This window comes from Alkalibacillus sp. S2W, from assembly GCF_046764385.1.
Taxonomy (GTDB): Bacteria; Bacillota; Bacilli; order Bacillales; family Alkalibacillaceae; genus Alkalibacillus; species Alkalibacillus almallahensis.
The window spans coordinates 1,599,289-1,624,165 of the sequence record NZ_CP177234.1 but is presented as its reverse complement, the minus strand read 5'-3'; the positions used below and the strand labels follow the sequence as shown (position 1 = coordinate 1,624,165).

Genomic DNA, 24,877 nt, shown 5'->3' with positions numbered 1-24,877 from the left:
TGCGGCAAGCGAAGTGTTTTGATGGAGCGTGATTCAAGCAATAAACCCGAACGATTTATTTTTTCAATTAAATCGTTCGGGTTTCACTTTGCTTTATGGGGTTTTGTCCTAGCCTCTTCTTTTTTGAAATAAAATTTTGAAGTTAAACAATTTGAAACGACTTCCATTTGTTGATAGTATATAGGTAGAATTTTAAAGATAGGGGAGGCGTATAATATGGATTTTAATTTATATATGCAGGATTTCGTCGAACAAGCACGTTCAGAAATTGCTGATGCAGGCTATGAAGAATTGAAAACACCTGAGGACGTTGATCAGGCATTGTCACGTGAAGGAACAACATTAGTTGCTGTTAACTCAATTTGTGGTTGTGCTGGTGGCGTTGCTCGTCCAGCTGCATCAAGTGCTATTCATTATGATTATAGACCAGATCATCTTGTAACAGTTTTTGCTGGACAAGATCGTGATGCAACAGAGAAGGCAAGAGGTTACTTTGAAGGGTATCCACCATCTTCACCATCGTTTGCATTAATGAAAGATGGGAAACTTGTAACAATGGTTGAACGTCATGAAATTGAAAGCTCAACACCAATGGAAGTTGTTCAACAGTTACAAACAATCTTTGATCAACATTGTGAAGAATACTAATAACAATAAAAAGGTGGTTAATAGCCACCTTTTTATTTTTGCTTTATAATCTTGAATAAGACATATATGATAGAAGAAGAAATTTACTTTAGAAAGAGGCATGAGAATGTTTAAAATCGGGTCTAGAACAATCAAAACAGCGATTGGTGCACCGATTTCAATCGTGCTAGCAAATGCTCTACAGTTGGAAAATGCTATTAGTGCAGCGATTTTAACGATTCTATGTATCCAAGTCACACGTCAACGATCGATACAAAGTGCTTGGTATCGTTTCTATGCCTGTGTTATAGCAATTTTAGTATCAGGATTGTTATTTGAATTAATTGGTTATAATCCAATTGTATTTGGTTTAGTTTTAATTATATTTATTCCGATCACAGTTCGATTACAAATTACAGAAGGGGTCGTGACTAGTTCGGTTATTATGTTGCATATCTACGGGGCTGGGCAACTGACTTTCTCTCTAGTCGCTAATGAAATTATTTTAATTTCAATTGGTTTAGGTGTAGCCCTTTTATTAAACATGTATATGCCGAGTCTTGATTCTGAGTTGGTGAAAATTCGTAATCAGTTAGAGGATAATTTTGCGATTATCCTACAAGAAATCGCTAATTATTTGAAGACAGGCGATTATCATTGGTCAGGCCAAGAAATTACTGAAACTGCTCAATTATTAGAAAAGGCTAATCAACTAGCATCACGAGATGTTGAAAACCATTTGTTACGCCGACACCACCCGTTTTATCATTATTTTCATATGCGGGAAAAACAGTTTGATATTTTAGAGCGTATGTTGCCGTTAATTAGTCGGATTGACGCGTCACAAGATGAATATCATTATATTGGTCAATTATTTGAGGATCTTGCATCTCATGTTCATCCAGGGAATACAGCGGTTAAGTATTTAGATTCATTAAAAGAGATCCGACAGCAGTTTAATGAAGAACCTTTGCCACATGACAGGCAAACATTTGAAGACCGTGCTAATTTATATTTATTACTTAATGAGATTGAGCAATATCTCATTTTAAAACGATCATTTAAAAAGAGTGATATATAACAAGAAAGACTTCAAATATATATAGTTAAGCTAATAAAATTAAGCTGAGACAAAAGTTAATAATGCATAGTAGAAACCCGAAAGATTTAATAAAATCTTTCGGGTTTTCTGTCTGAATGACGCTCCATTAAAACGCTTCGCTTTCCGCATTCATTTCCTTTAGTGCATCGGTTAATATGCATTTACGGTTTTTATTCAATCAAGCTTTCTAGAAGAGTGTTTCCGAAATGACTCCACGTAATTAGAAGGAGTAACTCAACAATAATGATGACTAGAAGTGATTTGAGAGAGGTTTGCTTTAGTTGTAGATAGTAAAATAACGCTAAGATGAAATAAAAACTCGCTAAAAAAGTATATTCCGCTATGTAAGGTTCATTTTGTGGAGTGAAGTTCATACCCAAATAAGCGAACAAGTTAAAGACAATTAGTGCTATAAAGGCCAAGATATTTAGAATATGAATGTAAATGGTTTTCAATTGAAATCAACCTCCTTAAGATAATCATATTAATAAAAAATATGGCTAGAAATAAGATGAGTGAAGTTTATCATGAATTCCACTTTTTGTATATTTACTTCAATAAGGTTAACCAATCTATATGACATATAAGAAGGGTTGCTGGAAACTCCAGCAACCCTTCTTTAAGTGTGCCCAGCATGGGTGCAATCTATAGGGTGAAAGTCCCGAATCACGAAGGCAGTAGTAGTGATTAGCTTAACGCAAGGGTGTCTGGGGTGACCCAGAATCTGAAGGAAGCGAGCGGCAAACCTCCGATCTGAGGAACACGAACTTCATATAAGGCTAGGTATCATTGGATGAGCTTGCTTAACAAAGCGAAGTCCTTACTGCCGAAGGTGATACAGAGTAAATGAAGCAGATACCTGGAGGGAAAGATTGTACTCTTACCTGGGGAGGCCTGACGAACACGTTAAGTACACTTGACAACCCATTCTGTGAAGGATGGCTGAATCGTCAGAAGTCAGCATAGGTCATAGTACTACGCTAGCTTAAGATAGTGTAGGAAGGACTGAATCTTTAAGAAAGAGCGACACTTATGGAGACCTGTCTCACCATGATACAGATAACCGTTAAGGCACAGCTGAAGGAGGAAACGGTGAATCCCGTGGGGGACTTCAGAGTGGTGGAGTGAGCAAGGAAGAAATAAGACGTACGCTCGCGTAGGAAAGGAAGATACCTTTGATTGAAGTGATTCTATCCCGTGACAACTTACTAACCGCACTAAAGCGAGTAGAAAGCAATAAAGGAAGCCATGGCGTAGATAAAATGCCCGTGCAAACCCTACGGGAACAGATTTACAACTATTGGCCTATCATTAAAGAAGAACTGAGACAGGGAACCTATAACCCGAACCTTGTCCGTCGAGTCGAAATCCCGAAATCCGACGGCGAGAAACGGTTATTAGGCATACTAACGGTGATGGATCGCTTCATTCAACAAGCTATTGCCCAAGAGTTAACCAGGGTTTTCGACCCGGGTTTCTCAACATTCAGCTACGGATTCCGTCCAAATAAACAAGGACATGAAGCCGTTAGACAAGCACAGGCATATATAAACGATGGGCATAGATGGGTTGTCGGTGTTGATTTAGAGAAATTCTTCGACACAGTTAACCATGAAAAACTCATGGGAGTTTTAGCGAAGAAAGTTAAAGACAAGACCGTCTTAAAGCTCATTAACAAATACCTGAAAGCAGGCATCATGATTCATGGCGTAGCAACCAAGAGTCAAGTAGGGACACCACAAGGTGGTCCTCTAAGCCCAATTCTAGCCAACATCCTTTTGGATGAATTGGATAAAGAACTTGAAACAAGAGGACACAAATTTGTCCGATATGCGGATGATTTCCAAATCTATGTGAAATCCCGTAAAGCTGGACAAAGAGTGATGACTAACATAACGACTTTCCTTGAAAAGACGATGAAGTTGAAAGTGAACAGAGAGAAATCAGCGGTCGATAGACCATGGAAACGTAAATTTCTAGGATTTAGTTTTACTCTAGAAAAGCAAACACGTACTCGAATTCATAAGGACAGTATCAAACGTTTTAAGTCAAAAGTGAGAGAATTAACTTCGCGGAAATCCTCCATTCCAATGGACAGAAGGATTGAACGACTGAATAAATTTCTCAATGGATGGCTTGGATACTACGCCTTGGCAGATACCAAGAGTATATTTAGAGAACTTGATGAATGGATACGCAGAAGGCTTCGAATGTGCAGGTGGAAAGAATGGAAATTGTCGAAGACAAGAGTGAAGAACCTTAAAGCACTAGGAGTCAATCCGTCAAAAGCTTATGAATGGGGCAACACGAGAAAAGGCTATTGGCGAATAACCCATAGTCCAATCTTACACAAAAGCCTAGGCAACTCATACTGGAGTAACCTAGGCTTAACAAGCTTGTATGGTAGATACCAAACAATACGTCAATCTTAAAGAAACCGCCGTATACGGAACCGTACGTACGGTGGTGTGAGAGGTCGGAGGTTAATCACCTCCTCCTACTCGATTTATGATATCTTGTAGCGTCTTTTATTAAAGATGATATATAACACAGGGACTAAGATTAAGGTTAATACAGTTGAGAACATAATCCCAGCTATAATAGTTATAGCTAGTGGTTTAAATAATGCATCCCCACCTAATGCGACTGGTGTTAAGGCTACAATTGAGGTGATCGTTGTTAGAATGATTGGTTTAAATCTTGCTTCTGCAGCGTTAATCACTGCTTCACTCATTGTTTCATTCGAAGCGATGGATTGTTCAATGAAATCAACAAGAACTAATGAATTTCTGACAACAATACCAGTTAACGAAACCATACCCGTTACTGCTAAGAAGCTGATTGGAGTTTGTGTAACGAATAATCCTAAGATTGCCCCAGCTATAGCTAGATATACCGAAATCAAAATTAAAAACGGCATAGATAATGAGTTGAATTGGAAGGCAATTAGTAAATAGACTAATAAAATCACAATCGAGAAGATAACGATAATTTCTGTGAAGAAGCTGTCCTGACTATCTGTTTCAGCTCCAGTTGATAACGAAAGCTCTTCATGTGATTGATTAAATTCATCTATACCAGGTTGGATCGCTTCTTTAATAGGAGCTGTGTCATCTGCATAAGCTCTAATTGTTATCGTACGATCACCATCTTCGTGATAGATAGTTGGAATGACTTTTTCTGACTCTGCTTCGATCAGTTCTGAAGCAGGTACAACAGGTGGGCCATCATTCGAATTAACTGGAATAACAATTTCATCTAAGTCAAGCGTTTCATCGTCTTGTAAACGATTAAGGTAAAGTTGAACATCATACTGTTCTAGACCATCATTAATAGTCATAAAAGGGGTGCCTGTTGTTCTTAATGCTAACTGTTGATTGATACTTTCAATTGAGATTTGATAGTCATTCAATAATTCGCGGTTCGGTTGATAAACCGTTTGATCTGTTAAGTTTCCAACATTATCAACGACTAAATTAGCACCTTCTTCTCTTAATCGCTCATTATACTGATCTCTTAGGTTAATCATTTCTTCTAGATTATTTCCTTCAATCGTAACGGTTAAAGGTGCACCTGAAGGCGGTCCTTGTTCAATTGTCTCGATAAAGATCGTAGCATCCTCATAGTTACTGCGTAATTCTGGTTCCCATTCTTCTTTAAAAGCTTCAGCATTCGTTTCTGAAGTGTCGATTCGGACATATAATCGGCCAGTTTCTTCACCTGTATTTCCTTGTCCTTGCGTGAATAGTTGTGGGGCACTACCACTTGTGAACAGGCTAATATCTTTAATGGGTTCATTGCTTTGAGTTAAGTCTGATTCAATTTGTTGCAAGGTCTCATGTGTGTCTTCTTTCGTTAGACCATTGTTTAATGATACGTCAATTGTCACTTCCTCACGATCTGCGGCAGGAAAGAATTCAAAAGGTGTCCATACCACTAAAGCAAATAGACCAGTAGTGAGAACTAGCCCTAATGCAACTGTCCGTTTAGGAATGCGAATTAATTTCTTAACTAAGTTATGGGCATACCATTTTGCGCCATGATTTAACCAAGTTCCGAGTAAACCTGGGTTAGCTTTGATTGTTTTACGATTGTGTTTATATTGTACGTAGCGAATCGCTGGTACTAATGTTAATGCAACGATCGTTGAGGCAATAATGGTCGCGATTAATACACTAGGTAATGCCCGGATAAAAGCGCCATTTGCACCTGATAAGAAGATTAATGGTGAAAACGTAAACACAATCGCTAATGTTGACGTTAAGATTGAGTTGCGAACTTCTTTAATTCCCGTTAACGTTCCTTTTAATGGACCATCTCCAAGTCGAAAACGTCTCTCGATATTATCGTTCAGTACAATAGAGTCATCGACTAAAATCCCGAGTGCAATGATCGCTCCGATGACGGAGATTTGATTTAACGTTACATCCAAGAACGGAAGCGGAATCAGTGCTAGTATTAGTGAGCTTGGAATAGCTATTGCAACAACTAACGACCCAATCCAGGTTAAGCCTAAAGTAGTTGTTAAAATGACGGCAATCACAGCAATTGCTAATGATAAAAATAAATCATCAAAAATATTAGAAATAAATGAAGATTGATCGAAATAATGATGAAAGCTAATATTTTCAGGTAAGTCAGAAGCAAGATTTTGAACTTCGTCATCGACTTGCTTGCTAACTGATGGTATATCTTCACCACTTTCTAAATAAACGGTCAGATTGATTGCTGCTTCGCCTTGATAACTGATAAAGTCTGGTTGTTCAACAGGTTCTTGTTCAATGGTAGCTAAATCACTGAGTGGAACTGACCCGTTTTGTGAAGGAATGGTCGTATTATTAATTTCACTGATTGATTCATAGTGATCAATCGTCAAAGTTTCATATCCATCTTCCGTTTGAATTTGGCCCATTGGTGTTGGTCGCCATTCTTCTTCTAGTGCTGTTAAGACATTTTGGAATTGAATTTGATTCTCTTGCAAGGCTTCAGGGTCTAAATCTATTACCACTTGTTCTTCTTCTAAACCATTAAACTCAACAGAAGCTACACCAGAAATGGATTTTAAACGATCTTGCCATTCTTGCTGTGTAGCTTGTAAATTATATAACTGATCGCGTTCAGAAGCTGTGAAATAATAAGATTGACTTGGTGTTTCTAAATTAACAGCTTCGACATTTGTCTCTAATGCATAATCTGGTAGGTCTAGAGAGCTAATCTGTTGATTCAGGTCAGCGACGAGCTCAGCTTCATTCGTGCTATCCTCTAACGACAGTATTATATTTGAAAATCCACGAGTAGATGTCGATTGATAAGAATCAATCCCATCCAATTGACTGACTTCACTCTCAATCAAGGTTGTTATATTTTGTTCAACTTCTTCTGGAGATGCTCCAGGAGAGGGTGTTGAAATTGTAACTTGATTGACTGGTGTTTCTGGAAAATCACGCTGAGGTAAATTAAAGAATGTATAAATACCAACGATTAATAGTAAGACAAAAAATAAGAAAATCATTTTATACCGTTTTAGCCAAAATGCCATTTTTCCAACCCCTTGATGTGAAAATATTGTAATATAATATCGTCATTCCCGAATCTAAGACAAAATAACCACTTCACTAAAAAATATGTGTCCATTTTGTGATTATTATCTCAATAAGCTCGTATTTATTTTCTGTTATCTAATAAAAAAGCCATAGCAATAGCTATGACTTGGGAATTTGATTTATACAATCATGCTGGCGCCCATCATAAGAGAGCTAAGAAGCATGGCGATAATCATAAGATAGATTACAATTGTTGTCCATTTGTTTTTCTTGCGTCGATTTGATGCATAAGGAGCACGAGGTTGATTTTGCTTTTTAGACACACTTATACCTCCTTTAAAATCTCTAATAAACATATTGTAAAAGAAAAAAGAAGATTGGACAAGCCTAAACTTTCCTTTACAATAAGGTTAGATGACGAATTTTTCTCAAAATTGTAAAGTAGATCATTAAAGGGGTTGGGAGAATGGATGAAAAATTTCGAAAACAGTATGAGCGCTGGCAAGATGCAGTGGATCAAACGAATGAACGATTTCCAGAGCGAAAAGAACAGTTTACGAATCATTCTGGAATAGAAATTGACCGTTTGTATATGCCAGATGAACAAGGGCAAACAGATGATTATGCTGAAAATATTGGCTTTCCAGGGCAGTTTCCATTCACACGAGGAATTCAGCCTTCCATGTATCGTAATCGTTTTTGGACGATGCGACAATACGCAGGCTTCGGTTCAGCAGAAGAAACGAATGAACGCTTTCGTTATTTACTTGATCAAGGCCAAACAGGTTTATCCGTTGCTTTTGATTTACCGACTCAAATAGGCTATGATTCAGATGATTTTATGTCAGAAGGAGAAGTGGGAAAAGTAGGCGTCGCCATTGATTCTTTAAAAGATATGGAAATACTGCTAGATAGTATTCCATTAGATCGTGTAAGTACCTCAATGACGATCAATGCGCCCGCTTCAGTTTTATTATGTATGTATATCGCCGTTGCAGAGAAACAGGGTGTCCCGAAAGAAAAGATTACGGGGACCATTCAAAATGATATATTAAAAGAATACATTGCGCGCGGAACTTATATTTATCCACCAAAACCTTCGATGCGATTAATTACGAATATTTTTGAGTACTGTGCTGAAGAGGTGCCGAAGTTCAATACGATTAGTATTTCGGGTTATCATATTCGTGAAGCGGGATCGACAGCCGTACAAGAGGTTGCGTTTACATTAGCGAATGGTATGGCTTATGTAGATGCGGCACTTGAAAGCGGTTTAGAAATTGATCAATTTGCTCCGAGATTAGCCTTTTTCTTCAATGCACATAATAATTTCTTCGAAGAAACTGCTAAATTCCGTGCAGCAAGACGTATTTGGGCAAAATTAATGAGAGAGAAATACCAAGCACAAAATGAAAAGAGTTTAAGATTGCGTTTCCATACACAAACGGGTGGTTCAACACTAACGGCTCAACAACCTGATAATAATGTGGTACGGGTGGCATTACAAGCACTATCAGCTGTGCTTGGTGGAACCCAAAGCTTACACACGAATTCAAGAGATGAGGCGTTAGCTTTGCCAACAGAGGAATCAGCACGTATTGCCCTTCGAACACAACAAATTATCGCTCATGAAAGTGGTGTTGCTGATACAGTGGACCCACTCGCTGGTTCTTATTATGTTGAAGAGATGACAGACCAAATCGAAAAAGAAGTTATGGCTTATATAGACAGAATTGAAGAGATGGGTGGCGCAGTTCAAGCGGTCGAAGAAGGTTATATGCAGCGTGAAATCCACCAAACAGCCTATGAAACACAGAAGAAAATTGAATCAAAAGAAGATATTATTGTAGGCCTTAATGAATTCCAATTAGAAGAAGAAGTGCACGAAGATTTGTTACGTGTTGATGATGCTTTAGAAAAACGTCAAGTTGAAAAAACGCAACAGGTTCGAAAAGAACGAGATCAATCGACTGTTGATTCTAAACTGGATGATTTAAAACAAGCTGCTCAAGATGAAACGATTAATGTCATGCCTTATATCTTAGAATGTGTTAAGTCATATGCAACAGTCGGAGAAATCTGCCATACATTACGAGATGAATTCGGTGAATATACAGGTGTATAATAGGGGGAGAGGTTGAAATGGATCGAAAAATCAGAGTGCTCATTGCAAAACCAGGACTTGATGGTCATGATCGTGGGGCGCTTGTCATCGCACAAGCACTACGCGATCATGGTATCGAAGTCATTTATACAGGGTTAAGACAATCACCTGCTCAAATTGCACAAGCGGCTATACAAGAAGATGTTGATGTAGTTGGTTTGTCATCGTTATCAGGTGGTCATAAAACATTGTTTCCAAGGGTTGTTGAAGCCTTAAAGGAAAGAAACGCTGAGGATATTCCAGTTATTGGAGGAGGCGTTATTCCAGATGAGGATATTGCTTATCTAGAAGAACAAGGCGTTCAAAAAGTATTTACACCTGGAACACCTACGACAGAAACAGTCGATTTCATTAAATCAACTGTAAGAGGTGAAGATGATGAATAAAATAGCACATATTGGCATTGCCGTTAAGTCACTTGATGAGATGATTCCGTTTTATCGAGATCAATTAGGTTTGACATTTGAAGGAAAAGAGCAAGTGAACAGTGAACAAGTACATGTCGCTTTCTTTAAAATAGGCGAAAGCGCGATTGAATTACTCGAACCGTTGAGTGACGAGTCACCAATTGCGAAATATATTGAGAAGAAAGGTGAAGGGATTCATCATATTGCATTTGATGTTGATGATGTTCAAGAGCGTTTAAATCATTTAAAATCAGAAGGGGTACCCCTGATTCATGAAGAGCCGAAAACAGGTGCTCACGATAGTCAAGTTGCTTTTCTTCATCCAAAAGCAGCGAATGGTGTCTTATTTGAATTATGTCAGCAAAAATAGGAGGATCGCTTATGGATATGTTTGATAAAATCAATGAACTGTATGATAAACGTCGCAAAGTTGAACTTGGTGGCGGCGATGAAAAAATCCAGAAACAGCGTGATAAAGGTAAAATGACAGCTCGTGAACGGATTGAATATCTAGTGGATGAAGGGTCATTTGTTGAGCTTAATCCATTCATGGAACATCGTGTCACAGACTTTGGTATGGACGGAAAAGAAGTCCCAGGCGAAGGTGTTGTGACAGGTTTTGCAACCGTCAATGACCGTCCGATTTATTTATTTGCTCAGGATTTTACGGTTTATGGTGGTGCTTTGGGTGAAATGCACGGTAAGAAGATTGCAGCTGTTATGGATTTAGCCGCTAAAAATGGCACACCATTTATCGGCTTGAATGACTCAGGCGGGGCGAGAATTCAGGAAGGTGTCGCATCGCTTGATGGCTATGGTCATGTATTTTATCGTAACTCTATTTATTCTGGTGTGATTCCACAAATTTCTGTCATTATGGGACCTTCGGCAGGAGGAGCTGTTTATTCACCAGCGATCACCGATTTTGTCATTATGGTTGAAAAAACGTCACAAATGTTTATCACTGGACCGAAAGTAATCGAAACAGTAACAGGTGAACAGATTACATCAGAGGAACTAGGTGGTGCTGATGTACATAACCGTCAAAGCGGAAATGCCCACTTAAAAGCTGAGAGTGAAGAAGAAGCATTGGATCAAGTCAAGCAATTGATTCAATATTTACCTCAAAATAGCCAAGAAAAAACACCGTTACAATCCTATGATGAAAAAGAGGATTTAAGGCCAGAATTAGCTGACTTAGTCCCTTTTGATGCGATTAGACCGTATGATGTCCGGTCTGTCATAGAAGAAGTGGTCGACCATGAATCTTTCTTTGAGATTCATCCTAATTTCGCTAAAAATATCGTCGTCGGTTTTGCAACAATTAATGGTGAATCAATCGGTTTAGTTTGTAATCAACCGAAGTTTTTAGCTGGTGGGTTAGATATTGATTCAAGTGATAAGGCATCAAGATTTATTAGAACATGTGATGCTTATAATATTCCGATTGTTACCTTTGAAGATGTGACAGGATTTTTCCCAGGGGTTAAACAAGAACATGGTGGGATTATCCGTCATGGTGCGAAGATCTTATATGCTTATTCTGAAGCAACAGTTCCTAAGATGACGGTTATCACACGAAAAGCGTATGGCGGCGCTTATGTTGCCTTGAATAGTAAATCAATAGGTGCTGATCTTGTTTTTGCTTGGCCAAATGCTGAAATTGCGGTGATGGGTCCTGAAGGCGCAGCCAATATTATTTTTGCAAAAGACATTCAAGACGCTGATGATCCTGAAGCAGTCAGACAAGAGAAAATCGATGAATATCGTGAGAAATTTGCTAATCCATATGTAGCAGCAGGTTTAGGCATGGTTGATGATGTGATTGACCCTAGAGAAACAAGAATTAAATTAAAACAAGGTCTTAAAATGCTACAGCATAAAAAAGAAGAAAGACCAGAGAAGAAACACGGAAATATTCCATTATAGATGTCGGAGGTAAACGAACATGCAGATCAATGAACAACGATTAATTGATGAGTTTATGGAACTCGTTCAAATTGATTCAGAAACACAACATGAAGCGAAGATTGCATCAGCCCTAAAAACTAAGTTTACTAATCTTGGTTTGATTGTTGAAGAGGATCAGGCTGAGGAACAGACAGGTCATGAGGCTAATAATTTAATTTGTACATTAAAGGGACAAAAAGCAGGAGTAGAACCTATATATTTCACATCACATATGGATACAGTAGCACCAGGTGTTGGGATTACTCCATCGATTGAAGAAGATTATATCGTTTCGGATGGCACGACAATATTGGGAGCTGATGATAAGGCTGGTTTAGCCGCTATTATTGAAATGATTCGTACTTTACAAGAACAAGAAATAGAACATGGGGACATTCAACTTGTCATTACAGTCGGAGAAGAATCAGGTTTAGTAGGAGCACGTGCTCTTGATTCATCATTATTAACAGCTAAATATGGTTATGCTGTTGATTCTAACGGAAAAGTCGGAAACATGATTGTTGCAGCTCCATCACAAGCTAAGCTAGAAATAACATCACAAGGCAAAAAAGCACACGCTGGTGTTGCTCCAGAAGAAGGTCTTTCAGCGATTACATTAGCTGCAAAAGCTATTTCAAAAATGCCTTTAGGTCGAATTGATGACGAAACAACGGCTAATATTGGTCGATTTGAAGGTGGTCAAGCGACTAATGTTGTCTGTGACGAAGCCTATATTTTAGCTGAAGCGAGGTCACTAGAGGCGAGCAAACTTGACCAACAGATCCAGCAAATGCAAGAAGCTTGTCGTCAAGCGGAAGATGAAGTTGGTGGCTCTATAAAAGTTGAAGTTCGTCATATGTACCCTGGTTATAAACATGAAGATGGCGAACGTGTTGTGGAAGTTGTTAAGCAAGCAGCGCAACAAATCGGACGTAATAGCGAGCTTTTATCAAGTGGTGGTGGAAGTGATGCTAATATAATCGCAGGTTATGGCATTCCAACGGTCAATCTATGTGTCGGATACGAAAATATCCATACAACCGAAGAACGAATACCTGTACAGGAATTAGTGAAAATTGCTGAATTGCTTACGGCAATTTCAGTAGAGGCAGCTAAATAAAAACGTGTTATAATCGAGTGTAGGATTTAATCTTGCGCTCGATTATTTTGTTTTAAAGAAGGTGTTGGTTCTGGGGAAGGGATGCGTTAACTTCCACGTGATTATGAAGGGGGCTTTGTGTTATTTGTTGTCCTCTTGGTAATTGTGATGGTTAGAATTGAAGTTAGGATTAATAGTGGATACACATGGAGATGAAACGACTACATATAATAACCGTTAATAAAAGTGACAATATGAATATTATGAATAAATATCAAACGACATTCCGACAACTAAAAACCATATAATACCTACAATAGTGGAGAAAAAGGTGAAAAAGAATATATTTTTTTTAGATGGATTGATAATTAAACTTATTATGCTAGTGATCACTAGCGGTACAGCACCGAAGTAAAACAATGCATTTGATTCAACAAGATTTGAAATTAGCAAAAGTATAATACTTATGTTTTCTATAATATTATCAATTGTTTCGTAACTAATAATTCACACCTCAAATCTAATTAAACTTTAAACCTAATACTAATATAACAAAAATTAACCTTAATGTTACAATATAGACTTCAAATTTAAGGAAATCAAATGACCAAAATAGTGACTAATAAATGATGTTTTAGTCACTTTAATAAGTTTAAAGATTGCTCATAACAAATCTGCCCTTTATCATTACTTTAATATAAGGATTTATAATGTTGGTGAAAAATTCATGAAAAGACGAATAATATTCCACGTTGATATGAACAGTTTTTACGCTTCTGTTGAAATGGCTTATCAACCCGATCTCAAAGGGAAGCCTGTGGCAATTGCGGGTGATCCAGAAAAACGTAAGGGAATCGTTGTAACGAGTAATTACGAGGCAAGGGCATATGGTGTTAAAACGACGATGCCTTTATGGCAAGCTTATGAGAAATGTCCCCAGCTTATTGCCTTAAAACCAAATTTTCCAAGATATCGTGAAGCATCGAAACAGATTTTTTCTGTTTTAGAATCGGTCACGCCTTATGTTCAACCGATTTCTATTGATGAAGGGTATATGGATGTGACGGATTATGACGGTGAATTAACGGCACCTCAGTTAGCAGAATGGATTCAAGAGAAATTAACGTCAGAATTGGATTTACCCTGTTCTATTGGGATTGGACCGAATAAATTTCTAGCTAAGATGGCCTCAGATATGAAGAAACCACTGGGAATCACGGTTTTACGAAAACGAGAAATACAAGATAAGCTTTGGCCCATGCCAATTGAAGAAATGTATGGTGTAGGTAATAAAACAGCTGAGAAGCTAAAACAAATGGATATTGCAACGATTGGAGATTTAGCTCATAAGAATGTTTTAACGATTAAGAACTTATTGGGTATGAATGGTGAAAGATTGCATATGAGAGCTAATGGGATTGATAAGCGAGAAGTAGATCCAGAAGCTGTCCATGATTTCAAAAGTATCGGTAATTCTCAAACCTTGCCATATGATACAACGGAAGTAACAGATATTCATCCCTTGATCAAACAGCTAAGCAGTAGAGTGGCTGAACGTATGAAAGTTAAACAAGTTGTAGCTGAAAATATTCAAATTATGATTCGCTATCATGATCATAAAACGATTACACGTAGTCGTGCTTTAAGAGACTATGTTGATTCTGAAGCAGATATCGAACGACTTGCTTTAGACTTATTTCATGCACACTGGACAGAAGAACCTTTGCGATTAATAGGTGTAACCATGCAACACTTAACCCATAAAGAGGAAATAGGCAAACAACTTGATCTATTCACGTATGAACAAGAAGCTGAGAAAGAGCCACTATATAAAGCGATTGAACAAATAGAAGATAAATACGGGAAGGAAACTTTCGTTAAGTTAAATCACCAAGAAGAAACACCGATTTCTACCAGTTTTCAAAAGGATTTTTTAAGTGAAAGAAAGAAAAAATAACCACCTCATTCATCAGAAAGTTGTGATGAGCGAGGTGGTCATTTTTCTTATGGTTTGTTAAAGTTTAGTATTGTTTTAGGTTGATTTAGCACTGAGTTGTTGAATTGTGAGTAGCGAAGGTGGCGATTCCTGGTCAACTAAGTTCGGTCACGTCCTACGCCTGCGAGTACTCGGCGCAGAATAGTCGAAGAAGCTTATGAAATCAGCTTTTGTAACCAACGTTGACATTAGGCCGTCCAGGCCGTTACGGGAAAAGCACGTGTCTCGAGACCCCCAGAGGTCCACAGGATGTGGGTCACTTCGGCGTTCGGACAGGACGTCCGGAACTTAGCCGAAGTTCCTTTAGTGGCCGAGGAGGCTCGAGCCGTGCCCCTGCATAGAAAACACTGTAAAAAACGAACGTAGTGAGATTGAACAGATGTTGCACTTGTGCCCTATGGGTGAAAGCATCCACCGATAGCGGATCACAATATTAACAACGGACTTCAACAAGTTATTTATTAAACAATTTATTAAAGACTTTTTCAGCAATTTTTGAATGAGGGTACCGGAATGATAGGTCAAATTTAGTTGTTTGTTTTACAACACTTTTGCGGTGTGTGAATGTTTCAAAACTATGAACACCATGATAACTTCCAATCCCACTTGTCCCAAGGCCACCAAATGGCAAATGCGGATTAGCTAAGTGCATAATCGTATCATTAATACATCCGCCACCAAATGACAAGTTCTTGATCACCCAATCCTGCTTTTTACTATTCTCAGAGAAATAATAGAGCGCTAGAGGATTACGCGCCTGTTCTACATGATCAACAACCTCTTCAAGATAATCAAATGAAATAACAGGTAAGATCGGACCGAATATTTCATCTTGCATAACCTTTGACTCCCAATCAATATCATCGACAATGGTGGGGTTAAACTTATGACTAGCTTGATCCTTCTGACCGCCATACAAAATACGACCTTCTGTTAAATAGTTTGAGAGTCGTTCAAAATGACGATCGTTAACAATTTTAGTGTAGTCCTCGTTTTGAATCGGGTTTGCGGAGTACATCGTCTCGATTTCCGTTTTAAGTGCTTCGATTAGTTGGTCTTTCACATTGCGATGGACGAGTGCATAGTCTGGAGCCACGCAAGTTTGCCCAGCATTCATGAATTTACCCCAAGCAATCCTGCGAGCCGCCAGTTGAATCTTCGCATCTTCATCAACGATAACAGGACTTTTCCCGCCTAATTCTAGAGTTACTGGAATGAGTTGTTTACTCGCTTTTTCCATAACGATTTTTCCGACTTGTGTACTTCCGGTGAAGAAAATGTAATCAAATGGTTGTTCGAGCAGTGCTTCACTCACATCTTTTTCACCTTGAAAAACCTTAATGTATTGGTCTTCAAATGTTTCTTCGATCATTGTTTCTAATAATTGACTAGTGTGAGTCGTGAATTCAGATGGCTTGATCACGGCCGTGTTTCCACCAGCAATTGCTCCAATTAAGGGGGCTAACGCCAACTGAAGTGGATAATTCCATGGGCTGATGATTAGACTGACGCCATAAGGTTGTTTGTAGATCATACTTTTAGCACCTTTATGAGAAGCAGGGGATTTAACCTTTTCGGGTTCCATCCAGCTCTGTAAATGTTGTAGTGTTTCATCAATTTCATTATATAAATAACCGAGTTCAGTTAATAAGACCTCATAGCTTGATTTATTTAAATCTTGTTTAAGGGCTTCGTATATATCTGATTCATGGCGTTTTAACATTTGCTTCAATCGCTGCAATTGATGGGCACGAAAAGTATGAGTCATCGTTTTGCCTGCTTTAAATAATGTTTTTTGTTTTTGAATGGTTGATTCGATTGAATTCACGTTTTATCCCTCCTTTTGGATATGAAAAGAGTCGAAGTCATAGACGTAATTGACTGAAGGGTGTATTTGTTTAAGTGTATTTAGCTCATTTTCTAAATCATGTCGTAAATAACGGCTAGAAATATGATTTAACATGACATGTTTGACTTGCGCTTCATCTGCAATTTTAACAGCTTGTGTGCTAGTAGAATGATTATAGTCGCTCGCTAAATGGGCATCTTCATCGATAAATGTTGCCTCATGGACTAACACATTGGAATCTCTAATGAAATCAACAATCCGATCATATGGCAAAGTATCACCTAAAATAGCTATTTTTCTGCCTGGAATCATCGGCCCTGTCACGTCATCACGATTAATCGTTGTTCCATCATTTAAAGTCACAACCTCATTCGCTTTGATTTGTTCGTAAATAGGACCAGGTTTGATACCAAAGCTTTTCAAACGGTCTGGTAGAAGGGGACCAATTTGGTCGGATTCCTCAATGACGAACCCATATGATGGAACCCCATGTACGAGTTGCATCGATTTAACACGAATTTGTTCATCTTCAAAAATGACCCCCTCATAAAGTTCATGGTAATGGATTGGATACTTTAGGCGTGTTTCAGATAATGTTAGAGCAGATTCAACGAACTCCTGAACACCCTTAGGGCCATAGATCTCTAAAGCAGAATTGCCATCTTGAAATGAACGACTGCTTAGTAATCCTGGTAAGCCAAAAATATGATCACCGTGAATATGAGTGATAAAAATCTTTGTAATTTTACGAGGTTTAATGGTCGTCTGTAAGATTTGGTGTTGAGTAGCTTCACCGCAATCAAAAAGCCAAATTTCATCACGTTCTTGATGCATTTGTAATGCCAATGAAGATACATTCCGTTGTTTAGAAGGAACGCCTGAACCAGTTCCTAAAAAAGTTAATTCCACGATGAATGCCTCCTATTAATGCTTTTATTGCCAACCACGTTCATATTGTTTTGGACTATCTATTGTTTCATTTAATTCAAGGGCAGCTTGTTTAGCCCAATATGGATTAAGTAACATTTGTCTGCCGATGAAGATTAAATCAGCTCGGTTATTTTGCAGGATTTCTTCAGACTGAATGCCTGTTGTAATAAGACCTACAGCACCAGTTGATATTTCAGCTTGGTTTCGAATTTGATCCGCCATAGGAAGTTGATAACCTGGATAAGGTTTAATTCGAGCTGGTACAACGCCCCCTGAACTGCAGTCGATTAGAGAAATACCTTTTTGTTTGAGTACTTCGGATATATCAATAATATCAGATAATTGATTGCCTTCTTCATGATATTCAGCTGTTGAAAGGCGAACAAAAATGGGTCCGTTCCAAGTTTGCTGGACAGCTTCAATAATCTCTAGTAAGAAGCGCATTCGATTATGTAAATCTCCACCATACTGATCATCACGTGTATTCGTTAAGGGTGATAGAAATTGGTTGATTAAATAGCCGTGTGCAGCGTGAATTTCGATAATATCAAAGTTTGCTTCACTTGCGCGTCTAGCAGCATCACGGAAGGCGCTAATTGTATTCTTTATATCGTCCTGTGCCATCTCTTTAGGCTCAGGTAATTGTTCATTAAATGGTAACGGAGATGGTGCATGAATCGTTTCCGATAAATTAGCTTTACGTCCAGCATGAGCTAATTGGATGGCTGCTTTAGCCCCGTGAGCATGTATTCTTGAAGTCACTTGTTGTAGGCCATCGATCTGTTCATCAGACCAAATCCCAAGATCTTCATATGAAATTCTGCCCTCAGGTTGAACAGCTGATGCTTCAAGTATAACGAGTCCAGCTTGACCCACCGCCCGACTTTCGTAATGCGTGATATGAAATGGTGTCACACGACCATCTTGATCATGGCATGAGTACATACACATTGGTGACATGACAATACGATTTTTAAGTTCAATATTATCAAATATAATAGGTGAAAAAAGTTTAGTATCCAACGTTTGTCACTCCTTCATTAGATCTGGGATATCTGTTATTAACCCGTTAGCATTTAAATTTAAGCATTGTTGCCATTGCTTGGCTTTATTAACAGTGAAAACTCGAAAAGGGATCTGTTTCGTCTGAATTTCTTGAGTCATATGGCCACCTAAAAGACGCTGATGGATATGGATACTATCTGCTCCAATAGCACCTAACTGATAAGCTAAGTTTTTGGTTCGCTTTTGTCTTAACCAAGCCAGCTCTATGTGATTTTGAATTGAATGCAAATGATGGATAGTTGATGGATTAAAACAGGATAAGATTGTTCTATCTTCTAATTTAAAATGTTGTAGGAGCTCAACTACCCGATCTTCAATTTGATGATATGGAATGGTATCTGTTTTTAATTCAATATTAAGGTGCAAATCCGTTGTTTTAATCCATTTTAACACTTGTTCAAGACTCGGTATGACGGCTTGGCTATAATCGTGATGGAACCAGCTGCCTGCATCGAGGGCTTGGAGTTCTTGAAGGGTGAAATGATTAACTAATCCAGAATGGTTTGTCGTTCGTTTTAGCGTTTCGTCATGAATAACGACGATTTCATTATCACGTGATAAGTGTATATCAAGTTCAATTCCATCTGCTCCTTGTTTATGAGCTAACTGAAAAGCAGACATCGTATTTTCTGGTGCATATCGGCTTGCGCCTCGGTGAGCAAAAATTTTCGTATGAATTGCCAACACCTCTTTCAATTCTCTGTTATGATTGTGGTGTATGATGTCAGAAAAGTCAATATAAAGGGTGACGATTATGAAATGGCAGTCAAAAGAAGAATTAAAACAGTTATTAATAGAGCTTGTTGAATTTCCAAGTGTAACATATTCTAAGTCTGAAAAAGATATCGTGACTAGAATTTATGATTGGCTTCATGAAGCTTCATATTTTCAAGAACATCCTGATGATCTTAACAAAATTCCGCTAAGTGATGGACGTGAAGCTCTGATGGGCTTAGTTAAAGCAGAGCTAGAAACTGAAGATACGGTGATTTTACTTAGCCATATAGATGTAGTTGATACTGAAGGATTTGGCATGTTTCAGAATTTAGCCTTTTCTCCCAATCAATTAACCACTTCACTTAAGCAACATCAAGATGCATTACCGCAAGAAGCTAGAGAAGATTTAAGGAGTGGAGACTGGCTATTCGGTCGAGGTACTATGGATATGAAAGCTGGGACGGCTTTGCATCTATCCATGATAGAGCGAGCCTTAAATGGAACGTATTCTGGTAATGTATTAATACTAGTCGTACCAGATGAAGAAGTGAATTCACAAGGCATGATCGAATCAGTTAAGTTTTTAGCTGATTTTCAAAAACGACATAATTTAACGTTACAACTATGCATCAATAGTGAATCGACTTTCCGTCAGCACAGGGAAGACGAGCAAAACTATGTATATACAGGATCTTTAGGTAAAGCATTACCGGGTTTCTTGTGTTTTGGAAAAGAAACGCATGTTGGCGAACCATTTCAAGGAGTAAATGCGAATTTCATGCTCAGTGCTCTCAATCATAAGCTTGAATTAAATACAGACTTTATTGAAAAAGTAGGGGAGGAAGTGACACCACCACCTGTCAGCTTAATGATGCGAGATTTAAAAGAAGATTATTCGGTTAAAACGACGGTGAGTGCTGTAGCCATGTATAATATATTATTTATGAAACAAACGGTTTCTAATATAAATGCTAAGCTATTTTCGATAATGGAAGAAGCCAAAGAAGACATCGAAAATCATATACTAAAACAATATAACCAATACCAAAAAGTCGCCAATTTAGAAGGCTCTTCTTATCATGTTTCAGTTAATGCATTCACATTTTCTCAATTGTATGATGAAGCTATAAAACGTCATGGCGAACAAATTGTTGATCATAAATTAGAACAAATAAAAAATGATTCTCAGTTAACTGAACGTGAATTAACGATCCAATTTGTACAAGAACTTGCTAAATTTTGCCAACACATGGCACCTATGATGGTGTTGTTTTATAGTCCGCCGTTTTATCCTGCTGTTACTAGTAATAGTCAAAAAGTAACGAACATTATAGATGAGGTTCAATCCGCTATTTCAGCAGAAGGTTATGATAGTAAACGAAAATTTTATTTTAACGGTATATCTGATTTGAGTTTTATAGGAGAACAATTGAACGAGGAATATGATATCAGTTTATTAGCTCAAAACATGCCCTTGCAGCGTGTTCACGGACATTATATTACAAAATCAAATATCGCTATTCCAACCGTTAATATTGGTCCGTACGGAAAAGATCCTCATCAGTGGACAGAGCGATTAGAATTAGGATATTCATTCAACGTATTACCTGATATTTTGTCCAGTGCGATCGAAAAGGTTTTTCATGAATCGAAATCGAATTAGATTTTATTAGTAATATTGTAGTATAATAATAAGAAACGTTGTGAAGGTGGCTTATTTTATGGATAATACGATATATCAAATAACTTTACCTACACCTTATGCAGTAGGGGACGTGCATTGCTATGTATTAAAGGACGATCCAATCACGATGTTTGATGCAGGTGTTGACACAGATGAAGCTTGGGACGCTATGGTGCATCAATTAGATGAAATTGGATTGAAACCGAATGACATTCAACAAATTGTTCTGACTCATCACCATCCTGATCATACAGGACTTATTCATCGATTTGAACATGTGAATGCGGTGTATGGGCATCGTATGACAGATTTGTGGTTAAAACAAGATAAATCCTATTTTGCTCACTATGAATCCTATTTTTCAACTTTATATGACCAGTTCGCAGTTCCCGAACAATACCGTAATGTTCAAAAAACGATTCAAAATGCCTTTCGTTTCCAAGGAAAGCGTCAATTAACGAACATTATTGATGAAGGTCAAGAGATACCTGGTCTTAAGAACTGGCATATTATAGAAACGAAAGGTCATGCACAAAGTCATTTGTCCTTTCTAAATGAAAAAGACCACACAATGGTGGCTGGCGACCATTTATTAAAACACATTTCATCAAATCCGATTTTAGAAGCACCACTTCCAGGAAATGAACGACCGAAACCGTTGTTACATTATCGAAGAACCTTAAAGAAGTTACAGTCATTCAGTATTGAAACAGTTTTGCCTGGTCATGGTGATATATTTAATTTTCAACCTAAAATAATTGATCATCGATTGCAGAGGCAAGAAGAACGTGCTCAAAAAGTTTTGAATTATGTTCGAGAACATGAGGTAACACCCTTTGAAGTTTGTCAGTTTTTATTCCCGAAACATTACAATAAACAATTTGGGTTAACAATGTCTGAAACGATTGGGCAACTCGATTATTTGGAAGAAGCGGGATATGTGGACTCAATCATACGAAACGGTGTGTTAACGTATAAAGCGACACCATTATATACATAAATGTTGTGTCATTACGTTTATGATAATGAGGATGGGACAAAACCAAACGATACAAAGTAACCCCTGAACGACTTATTTTTTAATAAAGCGTTCAGGGGTTTTTGATTAAATGACGCTTCATCAAAACACTTCGCTTGGTTCTACGTGACATAAGCTCAGCATCGGCTCTGCTGAGGCTATCGCCGTGTTTCCTTTACCGGGGCACGGCTCGAGCCAGGCGACTTCTCTCTAATAAGCTTCTTTGTTACTTGCACCGAGGAAGCCTACTTCGAAGCTTTGCTAGAAGACGCAGGTGCATCCCTCGACGACTAAAGGAACTTCGGCTAACTACCGGACGTCCTGTCCGAACGCCGAAGTGACCCACATCCTGTGGGCCTCTGGGGGGTCTCGAGACGCGTGCTGTTTCCGTGACGACCCGGACGGGCTAATGTCGGCGTTGGTCACAAAAGCTGATTTCATAAGCTTCTTTGCCTAATTCTGCGCCGAGTACTCGCAGGCGCAGGATGTAACCGCTTTTAGTCGACCAGGCGTCTACGTGTTTTGATTACGCTTTATTACTGCTTAACTATAATTGTTTTCAAACATTCGTTTTTTGAATAGCTGATTATCATTTGACCCAGCCTCATTAGTTTTTAAGCACGGTGCTACTCATATATTTGTGTTTTTAATGAAGGCAGTAGATTGTTGAAAATGTATGATTCTGTCGGACGGTTATGATAAGCTTCAAGATTCTTTCTGACTTGTTCTGGACGACTTGCTCCTAAAATCAAACTTGAAACAGCAGGATGTTCTAATGCATAACTCATAGCTAGAGCTTGAGGAGAAACCTCGTGTTTATTTGCGGTGAGTTGTACCTGTTCAACCAAATGTTTCAGTTCTTCTGCACTGTAATCCAGAAAACCATTCTGACCCTTTGCTTCCCATTGTTTTAGCCCTTGGTCCGTTAGCATTCCTTTGCCTAATGCACCGCGAACCACCACACTAACTTGATGATCATTTAAATAGTCGAGCATAGTCTCTTCAGGTCGTCTATCGATCATACTATATTGCATCATCACACTAGTTATATTCGTACGATTAATGAATGCTTTAATCACATTAGGGCGAATTGAAGATAATCCGATATGACGAATTAACCCTTCTTGTTGTAACTCCTCAAATGCTTCAACGACTTCATCTATTGGATCTTCGATTGTTCCGCCATGAAGTTGGTATAGATCGACATCATTTAAGCCTAAACGAAGTAGACTATTTTTAACTGCTTCTTTTAGATAAGCTTTAGAAGGGTCCCAATACCAATTGTCTTGACCAGGTTCAAAATGATTGCCACCTTTGGTCGCAATTATGAGGTTGTCACGATTTCCTTTTATAGCTTTACCGACTAATTTTTCATTTTCTCCAAAACCATATAGATCAGCTGTATCTAAGTAATTGATTCCATTTTGAGTAGCTTCCTTAATAATAGCTTGAGCATTTTGTTCATCTGTTCCTAAATTCATACAACCTAAGCCAATTTCGGAAACATGTAAGTCTGTTTGTCCTAATCTATTTGTTTGCATCGTTTGATCCCTCCTTAAATCATATTTTACTGCTCATTAAAGTTAAAAACAAACGTCACTATGTTCTGAGCCGTTAATAAATTTCGATAGAAAAAACGTTATTTACAATATAGTCTTTGTTAATGTTCATCCCTATTAACATACTCACCGTAATCGGGCACAGCAATACGATCAAAGTCGCGGACTAATTTCTCTAAACTCTCTGTTAATAAATCACCAGACATTGGCTTTCCGTGTCCTGTAATGGCAACAGACGGGTTCAACCGTTGTAATTTCATCACGGATTCCTTTGCAGTTTTCCAATCAGGTGTGAGGTATCTTGGAGGTCCGCTTATTTCCTGTTGCTAGGTTAACACTTTCAAAAGAGATTCTTGTTTAACTGTAATAAATGCGTCTCCTACAATCAGCGTTCTGTCATCTTCTCTGAATAACGAAATATGTCCTGGCGTGTGTCCAGGTGTATGAATCCAATTGAAGCCAGGTATATAAGGAACACTTCCATCAGAAGGGAGTTTTTCTACGTGATTTCCTAATTTGACAGGCTCATTAGGAAACATGGATGATAGTTTTGCCACCATACCACCTTCAACAGAAGAATCTGGTTCTGGATAGCTCTTTTCTCCTGTTAAAAAAGGTAACTCTAATTCATGAGCATAAACAGGAACATCCCAATATTCCACCAGTTCAATTAGCGCACCAACATGATCGAAATGACAATGTGTTAAAATGATTGCCTTAGGGCGACTGTTTGAACGTTTGAACCAAAACGTTCTTCTACAACAGAAATGATCTCATCTGCTGATTCAGGCATTCCTGCATCGACTAATACAAAGTCATCCTTATTACTGCCAACTAAAATTATATTAACGATCTGGGCAGTATGGCTGTACAAATCTGGCAAAACATTAATTCCGACACCGCTTCCTATAGAAGTTGCCAGGATATATTTATAATCATCACCATAATTCAAATCCTTATCCATTTAAAAGAAGCCTCCTCAAAATAATCTAGATACTACTTTATTTTCCCTAATATTAAAGTAATTATCATAACGTTTAATTTCTTTTAAAAAGGCTCTGTTAAAGTTCAATGTTGATATTTATAGAAAAAACGGAACTCCCATAAAACTGGAAGTTCCGTTTGATTTTATTGTCTTCTACAACTAACGTTCCCGTTGAATAAAAT

At 38.1% G+C, this 24,877-nt stretch carries 19 protein-coding genes and 1 pseudogene; 11 read left to right on the top strand and 9 right to left on the bottom strand.

Annotation, left to right across the window (positions count from 1 at the left end; genetic code table 11):
• Positions 1–216: 216 nt before the first annotated feature.
• Both ACKXGF_RS08745 and ACKXGF_RS08740 read left to right on the top strand, forming a co-directional pair.
• Complete coding sequence (locus tag ACKXGF_RS08745) at positions 217–648, top strand: BrxA/BrxB family bacilliredoxin (RefSeq protein WP_411953391.1); 432 nt, start codon at positions 217–219, stop codon at positions 646–648.
• Positions 649–754: 106 nt separating this feature from the next.
• Positions 755–1,708 (top strand): aromatic acid exporter family protein, encoded by a 954-nt coding sequence (locus ACKXGF_RS08740; RefSeq protein WP_411953390.1) that lies wholly within the window; start codon positions 755–757, stop codon positions 1,706–1,708.
• A 191-nt stretch (positions 1,709–1,899) separates the two neighbouring features.
• On the opposite strand, the gene ACKXGF_RS08735 is transcribed toward ACKXGF_RS08740, so the two are convergent.
• Positions 1,900–2,184, bottom strand: coding sequence for a hypothetical protein (locus ACKXGF_RS08735; protein ID WP_411953389.1), 285 nt, complete (start codon positions 2,182–2,184; stop codon positions 1,900–1,902).
• A gap of 720 nt (positions 2,185–2,904) precedes the next feature.
• Here ACKXGF_RS08735 and ltrA point away from each other — a divergent pair.
• A complete protein-coding gene (gene ltrA / locus ACKXGF_RS08730) occupies positions 2,905–4,161 on the top strand; it encodes a group II intron reverse transcriptase/maturase (protein ID WP_411953388.1) in 1,257 nt (418 codons plus the stop codon).
• A gap of 74 nt (positions 4,162–4,235) precedes the next feature.
• Here the strand turns inward: ltrA and ACKXGF_RS08725 are convergent, their stop codons facing one another.
• Positions 4,236–7,268: an efflux RND transporter permease subunit gene (locus ACKXGF_RS08725; RefSeq protein ID WP_411953387.1), complete on the bottom strand. Its 3,033-nt coding sequence runs from the start codon at positions 7,266–7,268 to the stop codon at positions 4,236–4,238.
• Between the two features lie 183 nt (positions 7,269–7,451).
• Positions 7,452–7,595: a stressosome-associated protein Prli42 gene (gene prli42 / locus ACKXGF_RS08720; RefSeq protein ID WP_411953386.1), complete on the bottom strand. Its 144-nt coding sequence runs from the start codon at positions 7,593–7,595 to the stop codon at positions 7,452–7,454.
• Between the two features lie 143 nt (positions 7,596–7,738).
• Between prli42 and ACKXGF_RS08715 the strand changes: the two genes are divergently transcribed.
• The 6 genes from ACKXGF_RS08715 to ACKXGF_RS08690 all read left to right on the top strand — a co-directional run bounded on the left by ACKXGF_RS08715 (position 7,739) and on the right by ACKXGF_RS08690 (position 14,849).
• Positions 7,739–9,397, top strand: coding sequence for a methylmalonyl-CoA mutase (locus tag ACKXGF_RS08715; protein ID WP_411953385.1), 1,659 nt, complete (start codon positions 7,739–7,741; stop codon positions 9,395–9,397).
• A 17-nt stretch (positions 9,398–9,414) separates the two neighbouring features.
• Positions 9,415–9,822 carry a cobalamin-dependent protein gene (locus ACKXGF_RS08710; RefSeq protein ID WP_167262476.1) on the top strand — a complete coding sequence of 136 codons (408 nt, stop codon included), beginning with the start codon at positions 9,415–9,417 and terminating at the stop codon, positions 9,820–9,822.
• Positions 9,815–10,213 carry a methylmalonyl-CoA epimerase gene (mce, locus tag ACKXGF_RS08705; RefSeq protein WP_341770949.1) on the top strand — a complete coding sequence of 133 codons (399 nt, stop codon included), beginning with the start codon at positions 9,815–9,817 and terminating at the stop codon, positions 10,211–10,213. Before ACKXGF_RS08710 ends, mce begins: the two co-directional genes overlap by 8 nt.
• A gap of 11 nt (positions 10,214–10,224) precedes the next feature.
• Complete coding sequence (locus tag ACKXGF_RS08700; RefSeq protein ID WP_411953384.1) at positions 10,225–11,772, top strand: acyl-CoA carboxylase subunit beta; 1,548 nt, start codon at positions 10,225–10,227, stop codon at positions 11,770–11,772.
• 19 nt (positions 11,773–11,791) lie between these two features.
• Positions 11,792–12,913, top strand: a complete 1,122-nt coding sequence (locus ACKXGF_RS08695) for a M20/M25/M40 family metallo-hydrolase (protein WP_411953383.1) — start codon at positions 11,792–11,794, stop codon at positions 12,911–12,913.
• A gap of 706 nt (positions 12,914–13,619) precedes the next feature.
• On the top strand, positions 13,620–14,849 hold the full coding sequence (locus tag ACKXGF_RS08690; RefSeq protein ID WP_411953382.1) for a DNA polymerase IV: 1,230 nt from the start codon (positions 13,620–13,622) through the stop codon (positions 14,847–14,849).
• A 493-nt stretch (positions 14,850–15,342) separates the two neighbouring features.
• Here ACKXGF_RS08690 and ACKXGF_RS08685 read toward each other — a convergent pair whose 3' ends face one another.
• The 4 genes from ACKXGF_RS08685 to ACKXGF_RS08670 are packed head-to-tail and all read right to left on the bottom strand — an operon-like array spanning position 15,343 to position 19,416.
• Positions 15,343–16,716 (bottom strand): aldehyde dehydrogenase, encoded by a 1,374-nt coding sequence (locus ACKXGF_RS08685; protein ID WP_411953381.1) that lies wholly within the window; start codon positions 16,714–16,716, stop codon positions 15,343–15,345.
• A gap of 3 nt (positions 16,717–16,719) precedes the next feature.
• Positions 16,720–17,646, bottom strand: coding sequence for a ribonuclease Z (gene rnz, locus ACKXGF_RS08680; RefSeq protein ID WP_411953380.1), 927 nt, complete (start codon positions 17,644–17,646; stop codon positions 16,720–16,722).
• 24 nt (positions 17,647–17,670) lie between these two features.
• Positions 17,671–18,690, bottom strand: a complete 1,020-nt coding sequence (namA, locus tag ACKXGF_RS08675) for an NADPH dehydrogenase NamA (RefSeq protein WP_411953379.1) — start codon at positions 18,688–18,690, stop codon at positions 17,671–17,673.
• A gap of 6 nt (positions 18,691–18,696) precedes the next feature.
• Complete coding sequence (locus tag ACKXGF_RS08670) at positions 18,697–19,416, bottom strand: glycerophosphodiester phosphodiesterase (protein WP_411953378.1); 720 nt, start codon at positions 19,414–19,416, stop codon at positions 18,697–18,699.
• 70 nt (positions 19,417–19,486) lie between these two features.
• Between ACKXGF_RS08670 and ACKXGF_RS08665 the strand changes: the two genes are divergently transcribed.
• Both ACKXGF_RS08665 and ACKXGF_RS08660 read left to right on the top strand, forming a co-directional pair.
• Positions 19,487–21,112, top strand: coding sequence for a M20/M25/M40 family metallo-hydrolase (locus tag ACKXGF_RS08665; RefSeq protein ID WP_411953377.1), 1,626 nt, complete (start codon positions 19,487–19,489; stop codon positions 21,110–21,112).
• Between the two features lie 58 nt (positions 21,113–21,170).
• A complete protein-coding gene (locus tag ACKXGF_RS08660; protein WP_411953376.1) occupies positions 21,171–22,133 on the top strand; it encodes an MBL fold metallo-hydrolase in 963 nt (320 codons plus the stop codon).
• Positions 22,134–22,777: 644 nt separating this feature from the next.
• On the opposite strand, the gene ACKXGF_RS08655 is transcribed toward ACKXGF_RS08660, so the two are convergent.
• Together ACKXGF_RS08655 and ACKXGF_RS08650 are read right to left on the bottom strand one after the other, a co-directional pair.
• A complete protein-coding gene (locus ACKXGF_RS08655; protein WP_411953375.1) occupies positions 22,778–23,692 on the bottom strand; it encodes an aldo/keto reductase in 915 nt (304 codons plus the stop codon).
• 119 nt (positions 23,693–23,811) lie between these two features.
• A pseudogene (locus ACKXGF_RS08650) lies at positions 23,812–24,674 on the bottom strand (MBL fold metallo-hydrolase).
• Between the last annotated feature and the right edge of the window lie 203 nt (positions 24,675–24,877).